The organism is Mesorhizobium sp. B2-3-10 (genome assembly GCF_006442275.1).
Taxonomy (GTDB): Bacteria; Pseudomonadota; Alphaproteobacteria; order Rhizobiales; family Rhizobiaceae; genus Mesorhizobium; species Mesorhizobium australicum.
The window spans coordinates 144708-163254 of the sequence record NZ_VFVT01000011.1; the positions used below are offsets into that span (position 1 = coordinate 144708).

Annotated in this window: 20 protein-coding genes; 5 read left to right on the forward strand and 15 right to left on the reverse strand. The window is 63.7% G+C overall.

Annotation, left to right across the window (positions count from 1 at the left end; translation table 11 throughout):
• Positions 1-22 precede the first annotated feature (22 nt).
• Together FJ943_RS26865 and FJ943_RS26870 are read right to left on the reverse strand one after the other, a co-directional pair.
• Positions 23-769 carry a phosphatidylcholine/phosphatidylserine synthase gene (locus FJ943_RS26865; RefSeq protein ID WP_224584719.1) on the reverse strand — a complete coding sequence of 249 codons (747 nt, stop codon included), beginning with the start codon at positions 767-769 and terminating at the stop codon, positions 23-25.
• A gap of 74 nt (positions 770-843) precedes the next feature.
• On the reverse strand, positions 844-1542 hold the full coding sequence (locus FJ943_RS26870) for a phosphatidylserine decarboxylase (protein WP_140618445.1): 699 nt from the start codon (positions 1540-1542) through the stop codon (positions 844-846).
• Positions 1543-1950: 408 nt separating this feature from the next.
• Here FJ943_RS26870 and FJ943_RS26875 point away from each other — a divergent pair, with 408 nt between their 5' ends.
• On the forward strand, positions 1951-2817 hold the full coding sequence (locus FJ943_RS26875) for an SMP-30/gluconolactonase/LRE family protein (RefSeq protein WP_140726404.1): 867 nt from the start codon (positions 1951-1953) through the stop codon (positions 2815-2817).
• Here FJ943_RS26875 and FJ943_RS26880 read toward each other — a convergent pair.
• The 4 genes from FJ943_RS26880 to FJ943_RS26895 all read right to left on the reverse strand — a co-directional run bounded on the left by FJ943_RS26880 (position 2814) and on the right by FJ943_RS26895 (position 7055).
• The gene (locus tag FJ943_RS26880) at positions 2814-3161 is read right to left on the reverse strand and encodes an antibiotic biosynthesis monooxygenase (protein ID WP_140618448.1); all 348 of its coding nucleotides are present in this window, start codon (positions 3159-3161) and stop codon (positions 2814-2816) included. The two genes, FJ943_RS26875 and FJ943_RS26880, sit on opposite strands and share 4 nt — an antisense overlap.
• 94 nt (positions 3162-3255) lie before the next feature.
• The gene (locus tag FJ943_RS26885) at positions 3256-5139 is read right to left on the reverse strand and encodes an ABC transporter ATP-binding protein/permease (protein WP_140718280.1); all 1884 of its coding nucleotides are present in this window, start codon (positions 5137-5139) and stop codon (positions 3256-3258) included.
• 25 nt (positions 5140-5164) lie between these two features.
• A complete protein-coding gene (locus FJ943_RS26890; RefSeq protein WP_015318537.1) occupies positions 5165-5512 on the reverse strand; it encodes a metalloregulator ArsR/SmtB family transcription factor in 348 nt (115 codons plus the stop codon).
• A 70-nt stretch (positions 5513-5582) separates the two neighbouring features.
• On the reverse strand, positions 5583-7055 hold the full coding sequence (locus FJ943_RS26895) for a LysM peptidoglycan-binding domain-containing protein (RefSeq protein ID WP_140726407.1): 1473 nt from the start codon (positions 7053-7055) through the stop codon (positions 5583-5585).
• A 127-nt stretch (positions 7056-7182) separates the two neighbouring features.
• Here FJ943_RS26895 and FJ943_RS26900 point away from each other — a divergent pair, with 127 nt between their 5' ends.
• The 3 genes from FJ943_RS26900 to FJ943_RS26910 all read left to right on the forward strand — a co-directional run bounded on the left by FJ943_RS26900 (position 7183) and on the right by FJ943_RS26910 (position 10098).
• Positions 7183-7794, forward strand: coding sequence for a TIGR00730 family Rossman fold protein (locus tag FJ943_RS26900; protein ID WP_140726410.1), 612 nt, complete (start codon positions 7183-7185; stop codon positions 7792-7794).
• Positions 7795-8208: 414 nt separating this feature from the next.
• Positions 8209-8991 (forward strand): glucose 1-dehydrogenase, encoded by a 783-nt coding sequence (locus tag FJ943_RS26905; protein WP_140726413.1) that lies wholly within the window; start codon positions 8209-8211, stop codon positions 8989-8991.
• A 108-nt stretch (positions 8992-9099) separates the two neighbouring features.
• Complete coding sequence (locus tag FJ943_RS26910) at positions 9100-10098, forward strand: transporter (RefSeq protein ID WP_140718330.1); 999 nt, start codon at positions 9100-9102, stop codon at positions 10096-10098.
• On the opposite strand, the gene rarD is transcribed toward FJ943_RS26910, so the two are convergent.
• The 8 genes from rarD to cysS form a co-directional block, all read right to left on the reverse strand.
• Positions 10076-11002, reverse strand: a complete 927-nt coding sequence (gene rarD / locus FJ943_RS26915) for an EamA family transporter RarD (protein WP_140726416.1) — start codon at positions 11000-11002, stop codon at positions 10076-10078. The two genes, FJ943_RS26910 and rarD, sit on opposite strands and share 23 nt — an antisense overlap.
• Before the next feature lie 81 nt (positions 11003-11083).
• Positions 11084-12706 carry a citramalate synthase gene (gene cimA, locus FJ943_RS26920; RefSeq protein WP_181174646.1) on the reverse strand — a complete coding sequence of 541 codons (1623 nt, stop codon included), beginning with the start codon at positions 12704-12706 and terminating at the stop codon, positions 11084-11086.
• Positions 12703-13653: a prolyl aminopeptidase gene (gene pip, locus FJ943_RS26925; RefSeq protein WP_015318545.1), complete on the reverse strand. Its 951-nt coding sequence runs from the start codon at positions 13651-13653 to the stop codon at positions 12703-12705. Before pip ends, cimA begins: the two co-directional genes overlap by 4 nt.
• A complete protein-coding gene (locus FJ943_RS26930) occupies positions 13650-14126 on the reverse strand; it encodes a GFA family protein (protein WP_140663054.1) in 477 nt (158 codons plus the stop codon). The genes pip and FJ943_RS26930 overlap by 4 nt, the downstream gene beginning before the upstream one ends.
• Positions 14123-14614, reverse strand: a complete 492-nt coding sequence (locus FJ943_RS26935; protein WP_140663056.1) for a GFA family protein — start codon at positions 14612-14614, stop codon at positions 14123-14125. Before FJ943_RS26935 ends, FJ943_RS26930 begins: the two co-directional genes overlap by 4 nt.
• Before the next feature lie 6 nt (positions 14615-14620).
• The gene (locus FJ943_RS26940; protein WP_015318548.1) at positions 14621-15007 is read right to left on the reverse strand and encodes a VOC family protein; all 387 of its coding nucleotides are present in this window, start codon (positions 15005-15007) and stop codon (positions 14621-14623) included.
• Entirely contained in the window at positions 15004-15360 is a 357-nt protein-coding gene (locus FJ943_RS26945; protein ID WP_140726486.1) for an endonuclease domain-containing protein, read from the reverse strand. The genes FJ943_RS26940 and FJ943_RS26945 overlap by 4 nt, the downstream gene beginning before the upstream one ends.
• A 226-nt stretch (positions 15361-15586) precedes the next feature.
• Positions 15587-17038 carry a cysteine--tRNA ligase gene (gene cysS / locus FJ943_RS26955; protein WP_140726421.1) on the reverse strand — a complete coding sequence of 484 codons (1452 nt, stop codon included), beginning with the start codon at positions 17036-17038 and terminating at the stop codon, positions 15587-15589.
• Positions 17039-17452: 414 nt separating this feature from the next.
• Here cysS and FJ943_RS26960 point away from each other — a divergent pair, with 414 nt between their 5' ends.
• Complete coding sequence (locus tag FJ943_RS26960; RefSeq protein ID WP_140726424.1) at positions 17453-17608, forward strand: hypothetical protein; 156 nt, start codon at positions 17453-17455, stop codon at positions 17606-17608.
• 75 nt (positions 17609-17683) lie between these two features.
• Here FJ943_RS26960 and FJ943_RS26965 read toward each other — a convergent pair whose 3' ends face one another.
• Positions 17684-18445, reverse strand: a complete 762-nt coding sequence (locus FJ943_RS26965; protein ID WP_140726427.1) for an SOS response-associated peptidase — start codon at positions 18443-18445, stop codon at positions 17684-17686.
• Positions 18446-18547: the final 102 nt, after the last annotated feature.

Genomic DNA, 18547 nt, shown 5'->3' on the forward strand with positions numbered 1-18547 from the left:
ATCAAGGACTTCGGCCGACTTTCTAACCTATGTCCGAAGGCGGCACTTTCTCGCCTTCCAGCTTGGCCCGCTTGGAGTAGGCGCGCACGCTGAATGGGAGAAAGATCAGGTAGCCCGCGACCGATGCCGTCAGCGTGTACCAGGGATAGGTCATCAGCAAGAGAATGTAGAGGACGACGGCGAGGATGACCGGCAGCACCCTGTCGCCGGGGATCTTGATGCTCTTGCCTGAATAGACTGGCAAGCGGCTGACCAGCAGGAAGGCCACCAGGATGGTGAAGCCGGTGGCGACGAAGGCGGCCGGCCGGCTGGGCTCCACCCCAAGCCGCAGGAAATAGAGATAGAGCGGCAGCATCACCAGAACGGCGCCTGCCGGCGCCGGCACACCGACGAAATATTCGGTCTGCCATATCGGGCGGTCGGCCTTCTCGTCGTCGAGCACGTTGAAACGCGCCAGCCGCAGCCCGCAAGCGATCGCAAACAGCAGTGCCGCGATCCAGCCTGGCGAGCCGGCGCGGTCGAGCAGGAAGGCATAGAGCACCAGCGCCGGCGCAACGCCGAAATTGACGATGTCGGCCAGGGAATCCATCTGCGCGCCGAATTTGGAGGTCGCCTTCAGCATCCGCGCCAGGCGGCCGTCAATGCCGTCGAGAAAAGCGGCCAGCAGCACCATTACCACCGCCGGCTCGAAACGCCCCTCGAAGCCGAAGCGGATACCGGACAGGCCGGCGCAGATGGCAAGCACGGTGACCAGGTTGGGCAGCACCATGCGCATGGGGATCTCGCGGATGCGCGGACCGCCGCTGGCATGGGCCTCGAATTTTTTATACTGCGTGCCCACCTTCAGGAAATCCGCACGAGGGGCGTGCCGGCGACACCGCCGAATTCGGCGAGCACGGTTTCGCCGCCGACCGCCGTCTGGCCAACGGCGACGCGCGGCGTGGCGGTCAAGGGCAGGAACACGTCGACGCGCGAGCCGAAGCGGATCAGGCCGAAACGCTCGCCGGTGCCGATCGAAGCGCCGGCCTCGGTCCAGCAGACAATGCGGCGCGCCACCAGGCCGGCGATCTGGACTGCCGCCACCGTGCCGTTGGGGCTCTCGATGACGAGGCCGTTGCGCTCGTTTTCCGTGCTCGCCTTGTCCAGCTCGGCATTGAGGAATTTTCCCGGCCGATGTTCGATCCTGGCGATGCGGCCGCGCACCGGAGAGCGGTTCACGTGACAGGAAAAGACGTTCATGAACACGGAGATACGGGTCATCTCGACATTGCCGAGGCCAAGCTCGCGCGGTGGCACGGCCGGCCCGACCGCCGAGACGATGCCATCAGCGGGGCTTACCACCAGGCGATCGTCAACAGGCGTGACGCGCTCGGGGTCACGGAAGAAATAGACGCACCAGGCGGTCAGGATCAGGCCGATCCAGAACAGGATCGAGGAGAAATAGCCGACGAACAGCGTCGCCGCGCCAAACGCCGCGATGAAGGGATAGCCTTCGCGATGGATCGGTACGAACGCGTTCTTGACCGTGTCGACAAGGCTCATGGGCTGGGGGCGGTCCCTGTTTCAGGTCCGGCCTCAATAGCCGAAACACCCCCTGCCCGCAACGCGACAATCGCCGGCGCGGATGAACGGGCAAGTGCGGGCCTGTGACCGCGGATAGCCTGGCGCTCCGTGTGTCGTGAAATTGGATACCGGGTCGCATGCCTGTGTCATGCCCTCAAAAGCCATCCTTTGACAGCGCCAGGACAGCCAGAGTGGCCGAGAAACCTATCTGCGCCGACGCCGCCCTTGCGCAGACCGGCACCTGTGGCGTCAACGTCACACCGATGCAGCGTTCTTCCTGCGCGAAAATACAGCGGTCCGCTGTCGGGAGACTCCCATCTCGCCCGTCCTTGGTGGGAAGCGCTTCATCGCAAGGGCGGATGACGCGCGCAACGGAGGCTCCTGATCATGCGAATATCGTCCGGCGACAAACCGCATATCGTCATGGAAGGTCTCGCCTTCGGGGAATCGCCACGCTGGCATGATGGGCGCCTGTGGGTCTGCAATTGGGGCACCGGCGAGATCATCGCCGTCGATGCCGACGGCAGCCGCAAGATCATGCTCACGATTCCGGCTGTCCTGCCCTACTCAATCGACTGGCTGCCGGATGGTCGCCTGCTGGTTGTCTCAGGCCGCGAGGGCCTGCTGTTGCGGCAGGAAGCCGATGGCTCGCTCGTCACCCACGCCGACCTGCGCGGCCTGTCGAAAAGCCCGTGGAATGAGATCGTCGTCGACGGGCGCGGCAACATCTACGTCAATGGTGGCGGGCCGGCGCCGGCGACCGGCCAGCATTTCGGTCCCGGCACCATCGTGCTGGTCACACCGGATGGCGCGGTCAGGCAAGTGGCGGACACTATCGCCTTTGCGGACGGCATGGCGGTGATCCCGGACAACAAGACGCTGATCATTGCCGAATCCCATGCCAACCGGCTGACCGCGTTTGACATTGCCGCCGACGGTTCCTTGTCCAACAGACGCACCTGGGCCGATCTCGACGGATATCCCGACGGCATCTGCCTCGATGCCGAAGGGGCGGTCTGGTATGCCGACGTTCCCAACAAGCATTGCGTGCGGGTGCGCGAAGGCGGTGACGTCTTGCAGACCGTCACCGCCGATCGCGGCTGCTTTGCCTGCATGCTGGGCGCTGCGGACAGGAAAACGCTGTTCATCACCGCCGCCGAGTGGCGCGGCTTCGAACATATGACAAGCGACGCCCGCACCGGCAAGGTGCTCGGCATTGAAGCGCCGGCACCGAGTGTGGGGTGGCCTGGCTAGAGTCCCGGCACGCGCTGATAATTGGCGATATCAGCTCGCACTCCGAGCCGGGCGATCGTCTCCTGCGGGTTGAAGGCTATGCGCTCGTGCGCAGCCTTGACGATCGGTACCACATTGTCGACGGCAGCCTGGCTTTCCCATTCGACGATGGTGACGAGGTTGAATTCGCCCGGTCCGGAGAATTGCTCGAGCAGAAAGTCCTGGACGAAGCCTTGCTGCAGACGCAGCAACTCATGCGTCATCTTCACCTTTGCGAGGATTTCATCGCGGGCATTGGCGGGCACCACGAACTTGTCGACCCTGAACACGCTGCCGCCGTTAACATCCTGATCCGTAAAGCTCATATCCATTTGATTCCGTCCTCGACGATGCTGTTTTGCGGCTCTCGGGCGACGGTCTACAATCTCAACCTAAGTTGAGGTCAAGAGCTTTTTTGAGCTACGACATCTCCGATGTGCGCCGGCGTACGACGACACCCAGTTCGTCGCTTTCGCGGGCAATGCGCAGCCGCTCCTCGGCTTCGGTCGCCTCGCGCTGGCGGTCCCACATCGAGGCATAGAGGCCGTGCTTTCGCATCAGCTCGACATGAGTGCCGCGCTCGGCGATCTGGCCGTCCTTCAGCACGATGATCTCGTCGGCGGCAATCACCGTCGACAGGCGGTGGGCGATGACGATGGTGGTGCGGCCCTTGCTGACGAGGTCGAGCGCGGCCTGGATCTCCTGTTCTGTATGACTGTCCAGTGCGGAGGTCGCTTCGTCGAGCATCAGGATCGGCGGTGCCTTCAGGATGGTGCGGGCGATCGCCACGCGCTGCTTCTCGCCGCCGGAAAGTTTCAGCCCGCGCTCGCCAACCATCGACTTGTAGCCGTCAGGCAGCTTCTCGATGAACGGCCCGATCTGGGCGAGTTCGGCGGCCTTGCGCACCTCCTCCTCGCCGGCGCCGACACGGCCGTAGCGGATGTTGTAGGCGATGGTGTCGTTGAACAGCACCGTGTCCTGCGGCACCATGCCGAGCACCGCGCGCAGGCTGTCCTGTGTGACATCCCTCACGTCCTGGCCGTCGATCAGAACCTGGCCACCCTGCACGTCGTAGAAGCGGAACAGCAACCGCGAGATGGTCGACTTGCCCGCGCCCGACGGCCCGACAATGGCAACGGTCTTGCCGGCCGGCACCTCGAAGGAGACGCCCTTCAGGATCTTGCGGTTCGGATCATAGGAAAAGTGGACGTCGCGGAACTCGACCTTGCCGGCGCTGACGGCCAACGGCTTGGCGTTGGGCTTGTCGACGATCTCCTGCGGCACGTCGAGGAGGTCGAACATGTGCTCGATGTCGGTGAGGCCCTGGCGGATTTCGCGATAGATGAAGCCGATGAAGTTGAGCGGCACGGAGAGCTGTACCAGCATGGCATTGATGAAAACGAAATCGCCGACGCTCTGGGTGCCGGCCTGCACCTCCAGCGCCGACATGCACATGACGACGACCGTGCCGACGCCGAAGATGAAGCCCTGGCCGAAGTTCAGCCAGCCGAGCGAGGTCCAGGTCTTGGTTGCGGCGATCTCGTAACGCGCCATCGAGCGGTCGAAGCGCTCGGCCTCCATGCGCTCATTGGTGAAATACTTGACCGTCTCGAAGTTAAGCAGCGAGTCGATCGCCTTGGTGTTGGCGTCGGTGTCGCTGTCGTTCATGTCGCGGCGGATCGAGATGCGCCAGTCGCTGGCCTTTACCGTGAACCAGACGTAGAGGCAGACGGTGACCGCCACCACGGCCACATATTTCCAGCCATAGGTGAAACCGAATATGCCGGCGGTCAGCGCGAATTCGAGGATCGTCGGCGCGGTGTTGAGCATGATGAAGCGGACGATCGTTTCGATGCCCTTGGTGCCGCGCTCGATGATGCGCGACAGGCCGCCGGTGCGGCGCTCCAGGTGGAAGCGCAGCGACAGCTGATGCATGTGCACGAAGGTGCGGAAGGCAAGCTGGCGAACCGCATGCTGGCCGACCCGGGCAAACAGCGCATCGCGCAGCTGGTTGAAGCCGAGCTGGACGAGCCTCAGTACATTATAGGCAATGACCAGCATCACCGGGGCAAGCATGAACGATGGCAGCGGCGGGGGCGTTTTGAAGCCGCCCGCCAGCGCATCGGTTGCCCATTTGAAGAAATAGGGACCGGCAACCAGCGTCACCTTGGCGACGACCAGCAGCAGCGTCGCCCAGGTCACGCGCGCCCTGAGATCGGCGCGGTCGGCCGGCCACATATAGGGCCAGAGATTGCGCAGTGTCGTGAGTGTCGAGGTGTCGGCGGAGACGGTTTTTTCGGCCACTTTTCTTGCCTTTTGGGTGAGAGGGTCAGCGGCCGGAGCAGCAGGAATTGATGAGCGCGCCCAGCGATGCCGATACGTCGGCAAGTGCCGCGCGATCGACCGCATAGCGCGATCGCTGACGGTCGGGCTCGAACCGGACGAGGCCCGCCTCGACCAATATTTTCAGATGCTGGGAGATCGTCGACTGGGCCAGAGCGAAACGGTCGACGACCTCACGGCAGCAGCAGGAATTGCTGGCCGACAGATGCCTCAGTATCTCGATCCGCGCCGGATGCGAAAGTGCTGCGAACCGCGCCGCGACAGCGCGGCTGTCCGGCATGCAGCCAGGCAGTGCCGAGGCGGCATGGTCTGGTAAGGGAACGCATTCTGTCATCGTTCATCGGCGATAGACGATGAACGATGACAGGGCAAGCTAGGCCGATGGGTAGATTGCCGGTCTATCCCTATTCCGTCTTCATCGGCGCGGTCGTCGCCTGCTCGCCCATTGCCTTGAGGTCGGCGGCTTCGCCTTCCTTCGACCTTTCCGGAACCTTGAACACCTGCCCCGGCCAGATGCGGTTCGGATTCCTGATCTGGTCCTGGTTGGCGAGGTATATGGTAGAGTAGCGCACGCCGTGACCATAGACGCGCCGTGAGATCCGCCACAGTGTGTCGTTGCGCCGAATGATGACCGCGCTGTCGGCATGTTCGAGCTTGGGCGACACGATTTCGGGCACGTCGCTTGGCGGCGTGGCTGCCGCGACGTTAGCCGGAGCCTCGGTGGCTGGCGCGGCGGGAGCCGGCGCGGTCTCGCCCGGAGCAGCGGCGGCAACAGCGGGCGCCGCGGGCTTGGCCTCGGCGGGCTTGGTCTCGGTGGGCTTGGTCCCGGCGGGGGCAACGGCGGCAACCGCCTCGCCCGGCTCGCGCTCGAAGGGCACCGCGGCGCGGGCCACCACCTTCACGCCATCGGCATCGAGGCCGTCGACATGGATGGTATAGCTGCCGACCGGAATATCGCGCGTCGCCTCGACCAGGAAATGGCCGTCCGACGAGGTCTGCGCGTCGCCGAGCAGGATGTCGTTGGCGTAGGCGCGCACCTTGCGGCCCGGATCGGCGAGGCCGGCGACAAAGATCTTGTTGCCGTCGATCTCGACTGCCTCGACCACGATCTTTGGTTCGGCCACGGCTGCCGCGGGCGCGGCCGGTGCCGCCGGAGTGGGTTTTGCTTCAACCACGGCTGGCGTGGCCGTCGCCGGCGCGGCGGGCGCTTCAGCAGCAGGAGCGGCAGCCTGGTCGCCGGTTGCCGGCGCCGGCTTTGGCTCAGATGCCGGAACCGTCAGCAGTTCGGCCGGCTTGCCCGGCTCCTCGACCATGGCCAGCACCTGGCCAGCCGCATTCGCGGGCACCGAGACGACTGCGGTCTGCGCCGAGGCGGTCACGACCGCGCCAACCGTCGAACGCAGGGCGATCGTATAGTCGCCGGGCTTCAGCGGGTCTTCGAGCACGATGACAAAGGCGCCATCGGGACCAGCAACCGTGGAGCCGATCACCGTCGCGCCGTTGAGAATTTCGACCTTCGAGTTGGGCGCCGCGTTGCCGGCAACGACGATCGAGCCGTTGCTCTCGACCCGTACGACATCGAAAGTCGGCGCGATCGGATCCGCCGTCGCGGGCGCCGCAGCGTCGGTTGCAGGTGCTGCCGGGGCCGTCGCCTGAGGTGCCGCGCCCGGCGCGGCCGGCATCGCCGGAGCCGGCAGGCGCCCTTCCGTGCCAGGATCGGCCGGCTTCGGCGCCGCGGGCGGCGTCAACGCCGCGACTTCCGCCGGCGGTGTGCGATGAAGATACGGGTCGAGTGCGCCCGACACATAGGCGGTTCCCGCGGCCGCTACGGTCCCACCCGCCGCGAACAAGAACGCCTTCAATGGATTGATTGCCATGTATTTCCCTGCCCCTTAGCCACCTAACGCCGGTCTAGCGTGTTTTGCCATGACCGACAAGAAAAAGCCCGGCCTTCTCAACCCGAGGGCTTGACCGCGCTTTCAGACCCAATCACCAATCATCGGCATGAACACGATTCGATCCGTTTGCGTCTATTGCGGCTCATCTCCGGGCCGCGATGAAATCTATGTCAAGGCCGGCCACCTGCTTGGACGCTCAATTGCAAAGGCAGGCCTGCGGCTGGTCTATGGCGGCGGCACCAAAGGCATTATGGGCGCCGTCGCCGAAGGCGCGCTCAAGGCCGGCGGCAAGGTGACGGGCATCATTCCGCGCTTCCTGATCAACAAGGAAGCAACCGAAACCGCGCTTGACCGGCTCGACGAGTTGTCGATCACCGACAACATGCACGAGCGCAAACACAAGATGTTCGAGAAATCCGACGCCTTTGTGGCGCTGCCTGGTGGCATCGGCACAGTCGAGGAGATCGTCGAGATCATGACCTGGGCGCAGCTTGGCCATCACCGCAAACCGATCGTCTTCGGCAACGTCAACGGATTCTGGGATCCGATGACGGCGTTGCTTGATCACATGGCGACGGAAGGCTTCATTCATACCGCGCAGCGTGTGAAGCCGCTGGTCGTCAACGATCCCGAGGCCATCGTCGCCGCCATCATGGTCGCCGGCTCCTCGGTCGACGCACCGACCGAGGGCGTCCAGTCGGTGATCGACAAGATGTAAGGTTACGGGAGTAGAGCAGTAGGTTTGCAGTGTCGGAGCGTACACTTTCGCCTACTGCCTGCTCCCGGCTCCCTACTCCCTCCGAGCAGCTTGCCCCAGATCGGCGACATTCCCGGCAGCGGCATGATGTTCGAAGTCGGCGCGATGCCGATGTGCGCGGCCATCTCGCCACCTTGCCACTGGTCAAGGCTGGCATGATGGACATTGCCGCGATCGTGCCACTCAACCCCTATCCGGGGTTTGGGCCGAAGCGCTGAGGCCGACGGCCGCGACAATCGAGGTCGTCAGCAGACCGCCAGGCCGACAAGCGCCTTGCATCTCATCAAGCCACGCGGCACGCTGGCGCTGCCGCTTGCCAAGGGCCGACGAGCCTTCGACTGACGGGCGATAAATCGCAATCGATGAAGGTGCAAATTGCATTCGACCGACTATCTCGGCCAACTGTTCGGCCTCGAAGGCAAGCATGCCTTCATCACCGGCGCCAGCCGTGGCCTGGGCCTCGCCTTCGCGGAGGCACTTGCGAGCGCCGGCGCGCGCGTCACGATCGGCGGCCGCGAGGCCGACGATCTGAAAGCGGCCGCGGACAAGTTGCGCGCCGCGGGCCATTCGATCACGGAAGCGGTGATCGACGTAACCGACACCCAGTCGGTCGACCAGGCAATCGCGGCGGCGGAAACCGGCACCGCACCGATAGACATCCTGGTCAACAATGCCGGCATCCAGCGACGGGCGCCGTTGGAGACCTTCAGCGACGCCGACTGGGACGCGTTGATGGCCACCAACCTGGACGGCGTGTTCAAGGTGAGCCGGGCCGTCGTAAAGGGCATGATCGCGCGCCAAAGGGGGTCGATCATCAATGTCTCCTCGGTGCAGAGCGTGCTCGCCCGCCCCTCGATCGCGCCCTACGCGGCGAGCAAGGGCGCCATCACCATGCTGACCAAGTCGATGGCCGGCGAATGGGGCCAGCACCGCGTGCGTATCAACGCCATCGCGCCGGGCTATTTCAAGACCGAGCTCAACGCCGCGCTGGTCGCCGACGAGACATTCTCCGCCTGGCTGACCGCCCGCACGCCGATGCGGCGCTGGGGCGAAGTGAGGGAACTCGCGGGCGCTGCCGTGTTCCTGGCGTCCGACGCCGCCAGTTTCGTGAACGGACAGACGCTGCTGGTGGATGGCGGGATCACCAGCGTCCTGTAAGGAGGCACGCCGTCACGGAACAGTCACACTAAATCGAGGATGCCGTGCTAGAAATCGCGCTTGGCCGCCCCCGCGACCCCGACCGCATCAGAGACCGGCGAAGCCGCCATGAACATCGCCATCCCCTCCGAGGGCACTGACCTGTCGCCTTACCTGCCCGATGAGCACGGTCTGTTCTTCATCTACCACTTTACCACCGAGGGGGTGCGGACCAGGGATACCGCCGCAGCGCATTGGACATGGCGCAGCTACCAGCTTTCCGACATGCGCGCCCGCCACGAGATCGGCGCCGATCAGGCCTTGCCGGCACCGGTGCGCGAAGCCTTCCTGACCGCCAGTCATGGCTGCCACATCGACCTCGAGGATGATTGGCTCTATGGCGATCTGCCGGACCTGCGCCATGATTATTCGGCGGAAGCCGGCGGGCTTGGTCATTTCCGCTTCGCCCTCAACGACACGATGCTGGTCGGCGCACGCAAGCAGCCGCTGCAATCGGTCGACAACATCCGCAAGGCGATCGAGAACGGATCGCGCAAGTTCCGGTCTCCGGCCGAGCTGATCGAGGCTGTCGTCGGCCAGTCGTTCGACGGGATGGCGACGGAACTCGCGGCACTCAGCGACAGTCTCGACGGCATTGAGGACCGCATCGTCTGCGACGCATGGCACAATGAGCGGCAGGCGCTGGTCGATGCACGCCGGCATCTGGTGGTCATCCACCGGCAGATGGCGACGCTGACCAACCTGTTTCGCCATCTCGACCATTCGCACCGCAACGACCTGCCGGATTCGATCAACGACATGGCGGCGCGGCTTTCGCACCGCGCACAGACACTGCACTATGACGGCGAGCAGTTGCAGGCGCGCACGCGGCTGCTGCAGGACGAGCTGATGGCCAAGCTGACGACGCAGTCGAACCGGCTGCTTTACGTGCTCTCGGTGATGACGGCGGTGCTGTTGCCGATGACCATCATCTCAGGCCTGTTCGGCATGAATGTCGGCGGTTTGCCGCTGGTCAACACCCCGTTGGGTTTTTGGGTGATCACGGGCGCGTCGCTGCTGATCGCGGGCGTGACCTATCTTTTTGTCAGGCGGCTCGGGCAGATGTAGCCCGGCGCGCCGTCGCCAGCATGGACCAGGAATAGACCGCAAGGGCCGCCCAGATCAGGGCAAAGGCGATGGCCTGCGTGGTGCCGAACGGCTCGTCGAAGATCAGCACGGCAATCAGAAACACCATGGTCGGCGCTATGTACTGCATGATGCCGATGGTCGAGAGGCGCAGCAGCTTGGCGCCAAAGGCGAACAGCAGCAGCGGCACGGCCGTCACCGGCCCGCAGCCGATGAGCAGCGCGGTGTCGGTGCCATTGCTGGAGACGAAATGGTCCTGTCCGGTGGCGATAAGGAAGACGATGTAGCCCAGCGCCGGCACCGACAGCAAAAGCACTTCGAGCAGGAAGCCCTGGCTGGGACCGATCGGCAGCGTCTTGCGGAAGAAGCCGTAGGCGGCGAAGGAAAACGCCAATGCCAGCGACACCCAGGGCAGTTTGCCGCCGTCGATTGTCAGCACGGCGACGGCGACCGCCGCAAGCACCACCGCCGCGATCTGCAACCGGTCGAGCCGCTCGCCGAGCAGCAGTGCGCCGACCACGACGTTCACCAGTGGGTTGATGTAATAGCCCAATGCCGTCTCGACGGTGCGGTCGACCGCGATCGCCCAGACATAGATGCCCCAGTTGACCGAGATCAGCGCCGCCGTCAGCCCCGCCATGGCGATGGTGCGAGACGAGCGGATCGCCACCTTGAAGTCGGCCGTGCGGCCGGCCCAGACCAGGACCGCCGCGGCAATCGGCACCGACCAGACGATGCGGTGTGCAATCACCTCGGCAAGCGGCAGATGCGCCACCGCCTTCATGTAGAAGGGCAGCAACCCCCACAAGAGATAGGCACCCAGCGCCAGCAAGAAGCCGCGGCGGGCTTTCGATTCTGCATCGGGGGTAATTGCTTCAGCGGCCATGGCCCAACGCTATGGCCCAGTAATCTTGGCAAGACCATCGCAAAGTTGATGGATCAATGGACTTTCGCTGATGGTTCAAACTTACTCCGCCGCCACCAGCCCCGCCATCTCGCGATTCTTCATCAGCTTGTAGACGATCGAATCCATTAACGCCTGAAACGAGGCGTCGATGATGTTTTCCGAGACCCCGACCGTCCACCAGCGCGCACCGGTACCGTCATGCGATTCGATGAGCACGCGGGTGATGGCCTCGGTGCCGCCATTGAGGATACGCACCTTGAAGTCGGCAAGATCGAGATCCGCGATCTCGTTCTGGTATCTGCCGAGATCCTTGCGCAGCGCAATGTCGAGCGCGTTGACGGGGCCATGGCCCTCGGCCACCGACATCTTCTCCTCGCCCTCGACCAGCACCTTGACCACTGCTTCCGACACCGTCTTCAACTGGCCATTGGCATCGAAGCGGCGTTCAATCATGCAGCGGAACGAGGTGACGTGGAAGAATTCGGGCAGGCCATGCAGCATCTTGCGCGCCAGGAGTTCGAAGGAGGCGTCGGCGCCCTCATAGGCGTAGCCCGAGGCCTCACGCTCCTTGACCACCGATATCAGGGCGTCGAGCCGATGGTCGTCCTTCGGCACATCGATGCCGCGCCGCTTCAACTCTGCGAGGAAATTGGCCTTGCCGCCCTGGTCGGAGACCATGACGCGGCGGCGGTTGCCCACGGCTTGCGGCTCCACATGCTCATAGGTCGCCGGCTCCTTGGCCAGCGCCGAAGCGTGGATACCCGCCTTGGTGGCAAAGGCGGACGAGCCGACATAGGGCGCCTGCGCTTCCGGAGCGCGGTTCAACAATTCGTCGAAGGCGCGCGACAGGCGCGCAATGCCGGTCAGCGCTTCGGCTGAGATTCCCGTCTCGAAGCGGTCGGCGAAAGCCGGCTTCAGCGCCAGTGTCGGCACGATCGAGATCAGATTGGCGTTGCCGCAACGTTCGCCGATGCCATTCAGCGTGCCCTGGATCTGGCGCACGCCGGCCTCGACGGCGGCAAGGGAATTGGCCACCGCCTGGCCGGTGTCGTCATGGGCATGGATGCCGAGATGCTCGCCCGGAATGCCCGCGGCGATAACCTTCTCGACGATTGCCCGCACTTCCGAGGGCTGCGTGCCGCCATTCGTGTCGCATAGCACCACCCAGCGCGCACCGGCGTCGTAGGCCGTCTTTGCGCAGGCCAGCGCATAGTCCGGATTGGCCTTGAAGCCGTCGAAGAAATGCTCGCAATCGACCATTGCTTCCTTGTCCAAAGCGACCGATGCCTCGACGGACACTTTTATGGAGTCGAGGTTCTCCTCGTTGGTGCAACCGAGCGCCACGCGAACATGGTAGTCCCAGCTCTTGGCGACGAAGCAGATGGCGTCCGATTTCGATTGGACAAGCGCCGCCAGCCCCGGATCGTTGGAGGCTGAGACCCCGGCCCGCTTGGTCATTCCGAACGCAACGAATTTTGCGCGTGCCGTGCGCTTCTGCTGGAAGAATGCAGTGTCGGTCGGATTGGCGCCGGGATAACCACCTTCGACATAGTCGAAGCCGAACTCGTCGAGCAGTTTGGCAATCGCGATCTTGTCCTCGACCGAAAAGTCGATGCCCGGCGTCTGCTGGCCGTCGCGGAGCGTGGTGTCGAAGAGATAGAGGCGCGCGCGGCTCATCGTCATTTGCCCGCAAACTTGTCCGTCGCGCGGATCAGCCGGTCGAGGATGCCGGGCTCCGAATAGGCATGACCGGCGCCTTCGATCAGATGAAAGTCCGCCTTCGGCCAGGCCTTGTGCAGCGCCCAGGCGTAGCGCGCCGGGCACGGCATGTCGTAGCGGCCGTGGACGATGGTGCCGGGGATGTCCTTGAGCTTCCCGGCATCGCGCAGCAACTGTCCCTCCTCGAGCCAGCCGGCATGGACGAAATAGTGGTTTTCGATACGGGCGAAGGCGACGGCATAGTCGTCCTCGCCGAACGGACCGCTGGTTTCGGGTTCAGGAAGCAGCGTGATCGTCTCGCCTTCCCACAGGCTCCAGGCGCGGGCGGCCTCGATCTGCGCCTTCCGGTCGGACCCGACCAGCCGCTTGCGGTAGGCGGCCATCATGTCGCCGCGCTCGGCCTGCGGAATCGGCGCCAGGAAACGCTCCCATTTGTCGGGGAACATCTCCGAGACGCCGAATTGATAGTACCATTCGAGCTCGGCGCGGGTCAGCGTGTAGATGCCGCGCACCACCAGTTCGCTGACGCGATCAGGGTGTGTCTCGGCATAGGCGAGCGCCAGCGTCGAGCCCCAGGAACCGCCGAACACCAGCCAATTATCGAAGCCGGCCATTTCGCGCAGTCGCTCGATGTCGGCAACGAGATGCCATGTCGTGTTGGCCTCCAGCGAGGCGTTCGGCGTCGATTTTCCGCAGCCGCGCTGATCGAACAGGATGACGTCGTAGAGCTTGGGGTCGAACAGCCGCCGGTGTTTTGGCGAGATGGTGCCGCCCGGTCCACCATGCAGGAACACGGCCGGCTTGGCGCCCTTGGTGCCCGACCGCTCCCAATAGACCATATGGCCGTCGCCGACATCGAGCATCCCCGAGTCGAACGGTTCGATTTCCGGGTAGAGGGTGCGCAAGCTCATATTTTCAGGCCCTGTTGCGGCCAGTTGGCCGTTTCGTGATCGGGGTGTTGGAAGGAGATGATTTGCTCCTGCCGCGCGTAATAATCGGGATCCTGGTGGACAGGCTGGTCGAAGATCGTCTCGACCCAAGGCAGCCGTGCCGCATAGTTGACCTGGATTCGCGGCGCCAGATCCGAGCGGTCGTCGAAGGCGCCGATGGCGATCTCGAGCCCGCCGGGCTGCCGGTAGGTCAGCGGCGTGCCGCAACGGGCGCAGAAGCCGCGATCGATGTTGACCGAAGACTGGAAATAACTTGGTTCTTCATGGGTCCATTCGACGCCGTCCTTGGGTACCGTCACCAGCGCGCCGAAGAAGGAGCCGAACTGTTTCTGGCACATGCGGCAATGGCAGATGGACGCACGTCCCAGCGCCCCCTTGATGCGGAAGCGCACGGCGCCGCATTGGCAGCCGCCGGTTCGGACAGTTTCGGTCATGGTCTTTCCTCCGGCGGCCATTGGTCGGTGTCGTGGTCGGGATGCTGATAGGAGACGAGCTCGGCGAGATAAGGAGCCGAGCCGATATCCGCCATCGTGTCCTCGCCCGACAATCGCGGAATGGAATCCACATAGGGCAGTTTTGCTTCCGTGCCCCACTGGATGGTCGGCGCGATACCAGCCGGATCGTCGAAGGCGGCGATCGCCAGAGCCATGCCGTCGGGCGCCTCGAAGGTCAGCGGCGTGCCGCATTCGGCGCAGAAACCGCGCCATGCTGCATTGGAGGAACGGAACCGCTTGGGTTCGCCGCGCGTCCAGTCGACCTTGGCGCCGCGCACCGAGACCAGCGGCAGGTAGAAATTGCCGCTGGCCTTCTGGCACATGCGGCAGTGGCAGACCGAGGCGTCGCCGAGCGCGCCTTCGACGCGGAAGCGCACCGCACCGCACTGGCAGCCGCCTGTGTAGACTGGCCGGTTGTCGAGGCTCATCGGTTTTCACTCCGGATCATGGCAGACCGCCTCGACATTGTTGCCGTCGGGATCGAGGACGAAGGCGCCGTAATAGTTGGGGTGATAGTGCGGACGCAGGCCCGGTCCGCCATTGTCCTTGCCGCCGGCTGCAAGGGCGGCGGCGTGGAAGGCGTCGACCTCGGCGCGGCTGCGCGCGGTGAAGGCGACGTGCTGATGATCTCGGGGCTTTTCCCTGGCCGCGCTCAACCAGAACACCGGCCGGTCGCGGCCATAGCCGCCGACCTTGGCGCCACCAGTGTATTCCTGCGGCACCATATAAAGCAGCGAGCCACCCAGCGGCGCCATCGCCTTGTCGTAGAAAGCCTTGGAGGCATCGAAATCGGAAACGGTGATGCCGAGATGGTCGATCATGGAACGAGCTCCTCCGTTGCTGGTTCCGGCACGTTGGCGCCGGCCAGACCGGCCGCGATAACGATGTGCTGGCAGACATTGTCGATATCGCGGATCACGTCGTCATTCCAGAAGCGCAGGATGGTCCAGCCTAGTGCTTCGAGCCTCGCTGTTCTTCCGGCATCCGATTCCGAAACTCCAACTCGTGCGTGCTGGGAACCGTCCAGCTCGACGATCAGCTTTTTGGCCGGGCAAGCAAAGTCGACGATATAGCCACCGATCGGCATTTGGCGTCTGAAAGCCAAGCCCATAAGACGATGCGCTCTGATCTCATTCCAAAGTTTGAGTTCGGCATCGGTCATTGCCTTGCGCATCTTGCGCGCATTGCCGCGATTGAAGGCGGACACTGGATAATGCGTCACGGCAGTTCGCCCCCCTCTGTCCTGCCGGACATCTCCCCCTCAAGGGGGGAGATCGGCAGTTTCAGCGACGGGGCCGGACCTTCAACGTCGGCGATTGGCGAAAGCTGAAGTGGCATCCAATCTCCCCCCTTGAGGGGGAGATGCCCGGCAGGGCAGAGGGGGGTGCCTGGCGCCACCCTCACCGCTTCACCTCCCACGTCGTCACGCGCTCGCCGGTGACCGGATCCTTGCCATCCTTCAACTGCACGCCTTGCGCCAGGAGTTCATCGCGGATGCGGTCGGCCTCGGCCCAGTTCTTGGCAGCGATGAACTGCAGGCGCCTGGCGATGGTTTCCGCAATCGCGGCCTCGTCGACCTTGGCCGCGCCGACGTCGAAACCGAGGAACGCGAGCGAGGTTTTCAAGGAAGCCGCGGCGCCATTCTCGCCAGCGCCGCTGAAGTCGGTTGCCTCACCGGCAAGCTGGGTCAGTTGCTGGAAGGCCGCGTAGGTCGCAAGATCATCCGACAGCGCCTCCACGACTTCCGCCGGCACCTGGCTTCCCGCAGCCGGCGCCAGGTCCGACGCGCGTTTCCATTTGCGGAGCGTGTTCTCCGCCTCCTCAAGCTTGCGCACGGAAAAGTCGATCGGCTCGCGGTAGTGCGTCATCAGCATCGCCAGCCGCAGCACCTCGCCAGGCCATTTGCGGCCGCCGAAGGTCTCGGTCTCGAGCAATTCTTGGATCGAATAGAAATTGCCGAGGCTCTTCGACATCTTCTGGCCCTCGACCTGCAGGAAACCATTGTGCATCCACACATTGGCCATGACATCGGTGCCGTGGGCGCAGCGCGACTGGGCGATCTCGTTCTCATGATGCGGGAAGATCAGATCGAGGCCGCCGCCATGGATGTCGAAGACCTCGCCGAGATAGGCGGCCGACATGGCCGAGCATTCGATATGCCAGCCGGGCCGGCCCCTGCCCCATGGACTTTGCCAGCCGGGCTCTTCCGGCGATGACAGTTTCCACAGCACGAAATCGCCGGGGTTCTTCTTGTGGGCGTCGACGGCGATGCGGGCACCGGCCTGCTGCTCGTCGAGATTGCGCTTCGACAATTGACCATAGTCGGGCATCGAGGCCGTATCGAACAGAACTTCGCCTGCCGCGACATAGGCATGGCCGCGGTCGATCAGGCTTTTAATCAAAGTGATCATATCAGCCTTGCCGTCGGCGCGGGGTTCGACGAATTCGGTGGCGCGCGGTTCGACCGTCGGCTCCAGGCAACCAAGCGTGGCGACATCCCTGTGGAACTGGTCGGCCGTTTTTTCGGTCACCCGTCGGATCGCTTCGTTGAGCGAAAGGGTTCCCGAAGCGATCTCGCCGCCGAAATCGCGCAGCGCCCGCGCGTTGATCTTGTCGTCGACGTCGGTGATGTTGCGCACATAGGTGACGTGCGTCTCGCCGTAGAGGTGGCGCAATAAGCGGAACAGTACGTCGAACACGATCACCGGCCTGGCGTTGCCGATATGGGCGAAATCGTAAACGGTCGGGCCGCAGACATACATGCGCACGTCAAGCGGATCGATCGGCACGAAGCCCTCTTTCGTGCGCGTCAGCGTGTTGTAGAGGCGCAGGCCCTTTGATGCGTCAGACATTCCATGCTTCCCGTTCAGAACTTCCTGTCTGGATGGAGCCAGCCCAGCGCCGAGGCGCAAATCAGGTTCCAGCCTGCTGGCCGGGGCGTTTGTCCACTCTGGGGAAGATGAGGCGAAAACGTCCGGACCAGCGCGAGGCTAGCCAATAATGCAAATGCCACAAATGGCGAAAGACGTTTTCATCGGCGGCTTTATCGCCCTGACCAGTGTTGCCGTCAAGTCGCGGATTCTGGGAAAAAGGTAGCGAGGGCTGGCAAACGCATCGCCCGGTCACGCGGAATCAGTCAGTGAAACATTTTATTAAACATGTCGGCACAGTCATGAAACATTCGCCGGCTAGATCACCACGCGTCACGATTTGGTCGGAATCAACCAGCAAACGCAGACACGGAAATGTTACCAGGGAAGAGAAACATGCCTCGAAGCAAGCAGGAAGCCAACCGCGCCAAGCAACCGGCGCTGGCCAACCACTATCGCGCAATCGGCCCGGCCGCCATCGTTGCCGCCCTTCTTCACACCGCCAAGAAGAAGAAGGCGGCGCAGAAGATCGTGTCGCCTCGCGCTGCCTGAGATGACGCGGCTGGCGCAATCGCCGGCGATGAGGGCGAGAACAGGCGTACTGAACATAGACTTCGACCGGCTTCGCTAGAACAGCGTCATCTGACTGTCGTCCGCGCCAGCTTTCTGGCGCCTGACCTTCTCGGGTTCCGGCCCGATTTCGCCCCTCTCTTGAATCTCCGGTCCAGTGTTGGCAACCTTGTTGACGAGGTCGGAGACAGGGATCGCCTCGAAGAAATCGGGCTGCGCCGGCCGCAGCAAATCGACGACATCGCGCGGTTCGAGCGTGCGGCAATCCAGCCAACGGGCAAAGTCAGAAATATCGACCACCACCGGCATGCGGTCATGGATATGGGCGATATCGGCGTTGGCGTTGACGGTCAGGATAGCGCCGGTGTCCATCTCCGAGCCACCGGGCTCGGCATAGGTTTCGATCAGACCTGCAAAGGCGATCAACCCGCCATGCCTGGGCCGGATCCAATAGGGTTGCCCCTTCTTGCCTCCGGTCTGCCGCCATTCGTAGAAACCGGATGCCGGCACCAGCGCGCGGCGATGGCGCATGGCGGCCTTGAACGAGGCCTTCTCGATCGCACCTTCGGAGCGCGCGTTGAACAGCAGCGGAAACTCCCTGGTGTCCTTCACCCAAGCTGGGATCAGGCCCCAGCGCACCAGCATCGGCTGCCGGTCCGGCAGATTGGAGCCTGGGGCTCGCGGCACGCCAGCGGTCACCATCAGGACCGGCTGTGTCGGTGCGATGTTGTAGCGGGCCGGGAAATCCTCCAGCTCCGCAAGGCCCAGCAAGGCAGCGGTCTGGTCCGGCGTGGCGGTCAAGGCAAAACGTCCGCACATGATCGATTGTGTCTTTCGAATAGTTCGGTGTTGAAAGTGGCGATCGAACCGGCGTTGCGCAACCGCTAAAGCTTGCCCATGCTGCCGGTCCACAAAAGACCT

Bases quoted from the DNA above. Each gene is read 5' to 3' on its own strand.
- FJ943_RS26895 (WP_140726407.1), bottom strand. From the start codon at position 7,055: ATGGCAATCAATCCATTGAAGGCGTTCTTGTTCGCGGCGGGTGGGACC.
- cysS (WP_140726421.1), bottom strand. From the start codon at position 17,038: ATGTCTGACGCATCAAAGGGCCTGCGCCTCTACAACACGCTGACGCGC.
- FJ943_RS26865 (WP_224584719.1), bottom strand. From the start codon at position 769: ATGGTGCTGCCCAACCTGGTCACCGTGCTTGCCATCTGCGCCGGCCTG.
- FJ943_RS26940 (WP_015318548.1), bottom strand. From the start codon at position 15,007: ATGATCGACCATCTCGGCATCACCGTTTCCGATTTCGATGCCTCCAAG.
- pip (WP_015318545.1), bottom strand. From the start codon at position 13,653: ATGAGCTTGCGCACCCTCTACCCGGAAATCGAACCGTTCGACTCGGGG.
- FJ943_RS26960 (WP_140726424.1), top strand. From the start codon at position 17,453: ATGCCTCGAAGCAAGCAGGAAGCCAACCGCGCCAAGCAACCGGCGCTG.
- FJ943_RS26965 (WP_140726427.1), bottom strand. From the start codon at position 18,445: ATGTGCGGACGTTTTGCCTTGACCGCCACGCCGGACCAGACCGCTGCC.
- rarD (WP_140726416.1), bottom strand. From the start codon at position 11,002: ATGGCCGCTGAAGCAATTACCCCCGATGCAGAATCGAAAGCCCGCCGC.
- FJ943_RS26910 (WP_140718330.1), top strand. From the start codon at position 9,100: ATGAACATCGCCATCCCCTCCGAGGGCACTGACCTGTCGCCTTACCTG.
- FJ943_RS26900 (WP_140726410.1), top strand. From the start codon at position 7,183: ATGAACACGATTCGATCCGTTTGCGTCTATTGCGGCTCATCTCCGGGC.
- FJ943_RS26870 (WP_140618445.1), bottom strand. From the start codon at position 1,542: ATGAGCCTTGTCGACACGGTCAAGAACGCGTTCGTACCGATCCATCGC.
- FJ943_RS26890 (WP_015318537.1), bottom strand. From the start codon at position 5,512: ATGACAGAATGCGTTCCCTTACCAGACCATGCCGCCTCGGCACTGCCT.
- FJ943_RS26935 (WP_140663056.1), bottom strand. From the start codon at position 14,614: ATGAGCCTCGACAACCGGCCAGTCTACACAGGCGGCTGCCAGTGCGGT.
- FJ943_RS26875 (WP_140726404.1), top strand. From the start codon at position 1,951: ATGCGAATATCGTCCGGCGACAAACCGCATATCGTCATGGAAGGTCTC.
- FJ943_RS26945 (WP_140726486.1), bottom strand. From the start codon at position 15,360: ATGCGCAAGGCAATGACCGATGCCGAACTCAAACTTTGGAATGAGATC.
- cimA (WP_181174646.1), bottom strand. From the start codon at position 12,706: ATGACGATGAGCCGCGCGCGCCTCTATCTCTTCGACACCACGCTCCGC.
- FJ943_RS26880 (WP_140618448.1), bottom strand. From the start codon at position 3,161: ATGAGCTTTACGGATCAGGATGTTAACGGCGGCAGCGTGTTCAGGGTC.
- FJ943_RS26930 (WP_140663054.1), bottom strand. From the start codon at position 14,126: ATGACCGAAACTGTCCGAACCGGCGGCTGCCAATGCGGCGCCGTGCGC.